At 60.6% G+C, this 292-nt stretch carries 1 protein-coding gene; it reads left to right on the top strand.

Translation table 11 applies throughout. From position 1 onward, the window contains the following. Nucleotides 1-292 (top strand): hypothetical protein (locus tag PZC42_RS20795; RefSeq protein ID WP_277213984.1); only part of this gene is annotated, 292 nt, incomplete at both ends.

Below are 292 nucleotides of genomic sequence, written 5' to 3'. Positions count from 1 at the left end.
AGAAGCCCTTGATCGCCACCGTCTCGCTTTTTCCTCGCCCCACATCTCCGGTCAGCGGGAGCTGGACGTGGGAGGGTTTTACCAATGGCGGCGCGACGGCGAGTTTCACCAGTGGAACCCGGAGGCTATCGCCAAGCTCCAGGACTCCACTCGTTCCAACAGCAAGGAGGGTTACCGGGAGTTCGCCCGCTTGGCCAACGACCAGAGCCGCAAGATGGCTACCATTCGGGGCCTTCTGGAGTTCAAAGAGGCCCAACACCCGATATCATTGGACGAGGTGGAGCCTATCTCC

This window comes from Isoptericola croceus (assembly GCF_029382255.1).
GTDB classification, from domain to species: domain Bacteria; phylum Actinomycetota; class Actinomycetes; order Actinomycetales; family Cellulomonadaceae; genus Isoptericola; species Isoptericola croceus.
Note: the sequence above shows the minus strand (reverse complement) of the source record. Positions and strands in the feature narration are given on the sequence as shown.